1 rRNA gene is annotated in these 1,804 nt (G+C 49.4%); it reads right to left on the minus strand.

From position 1 onward, the window contains the following. Nucleotides 1-1,483: ribosomal RNA gene (locus IE156_RS18275) — 23S ribosomal RNA — on the minus strand; the annotation flags it as partial. Nucleotides 1,484-1,804 lie beyond the last annotated feature (321 nt).

Below are 1,804 nucleotides of genomic sequence, written 5' to 3' on the forward strand. Positions count from 1 at the left end.
GTGCCTTCTATGATGCGCCAACGGGGACATCCAACACCCCGATAACCTTCTGCAATCCGTCCCCCCATCGCACTCTACGACGGTGCGGGAATATTAACCCGCTTCCCATCAGCTACGCATCTCTGCCTCGCCTTAGGGGCCGACTCACCCTGCGCCGATGAACGTTGCGCAGGAAACCTTGGACTTACGGCGAGGGGGCTTTTCACCCCCTTTATCGCTACTCATGTCAGCATTCTCACTTCCGATACCTCCAGCATCCCTCACAGGACACCTTCACAGGCTTACGGAACGCTCTCCTACCATATGTACTAAAAGTACATATCCGCAGCTTCGGTCTATGGCTTAGCCCCGTTACATCTTCCGCGCAGGACGACTCGATCAGTGAGCTATTACGCTTTCTTTAAAGGGTGGCTGCTTCTAAGCCAACCTCCTGACTGTCTATGCCTTCCCACTTCGTTTCCCACTTAGCCATAGTTAGGGACCTTAGCTGGCGGTCTGGGTTGTTTCCCTCTTGAGTCCGGACGTTAGCACCCGGTGCTCTGTCTCCCACACTGTACTTGTCGGTATTCGGAGTTTGCCATGGGTTGGTAAGTCGCTGTGACCCCCTAGCCATAACAGTGCTCTACCCCCGACAGTAATATGTGAGGCACTACCTAAATAGTTTTCGGAGAGAACCAGCTATCTCCAGGCTTGTTTAGCCTTTCACTCCGATCCACAGCTCATCCCCTAATTTTTCAACATTAGTGGGTTCGGTCCTCCAGCACGTGTTACCGTGCCTTCAACCTGGCCATGGATAGATCGCCTGGTTTCGGGTCTACACCCAGCGACTGAATCGCCCTATTCGGACTCGCTTTCGCTACGCCTCCCCTATTCGGTTAAGCTTGCCACTGAATGTAAGTCGCTGACCCATTATACAAAAGGTACGCAGTCACACCACGAAGGTGCTCCTACTGTTTGTATGCATATGATTTCAGGATCTATTTCACTCCCCTTCCGGGGTTCTTTTCGCCTTTCCCTCACGGTACTGGTTCACTATCGGTCGATCACGAGTATTTAGCCTTGGAGGATGGTCCCCCCATATTCAGACAGGATTTCACGTGTCCCGCCCTACTTGTTCGATGCTTAGTTCCACGTAATGAATTTCATCTACAGGGCTATCACCTGCTACGGCTGGACTTTCCATTCCATTCGATTATTCACTACGCTAAAACATCCAGGCTGGTCCGGTTTCGTTCGCCACTACTTCCGGAATCTCGGTTGATTTCTTTTCCTCGAGTTACTGAGATGGTTCAGTTCACTCGGTTCGCCTCCACATGCCTATGTATTCAGCATGGGATACCGTATTACTACGGTGGGTTTCCCCATTCGGACATCTACGGATCAAAGCTTGTTTGCCAGCTCCCCGTAGCTTTTCGCAGGCTACCGCGTCCTTCATCGCCTGTGATCGCCAAGGCATCCATCATATGCACTTATTCGCTTGATCCTATAACGCTTACGGCTATAGGACTTTCTATGAGTATCGTTGTTGCCGTTCATCAATCCTTAGCTGTCATTTAATCCGAAGATCAAATAACGTCTATATTTTTGAGAACTTGTTGAACATAATTTGTTCTGTTGCAATCACAACCCGTGTATTGTCATCACAAGTCGACTAATCGTCTTGCGTTTATTAGACAACACACCTTCGTTGTGCTTCTTCCTAATTGTTAAAGAGCAATTCGTGGGTTGTATAACCCAACGAGCAGTATTCTTGTAAAAGAACACTCTTCGTTGAATCTAACGCCAGCCAAACCGTTGTTTGCCT

Origin of the sequence: Alcaligenes pakistanensis, assembly GCF_014652815.1 — a bacterium.
Taxonomy (GTDB): Bacteria; Pseudomonadota; Gammaproteobacteria; order Burkholderiales; family Burkholderiaceae_B; genus Alcaligenes; species Alcaligenes pakistanensis.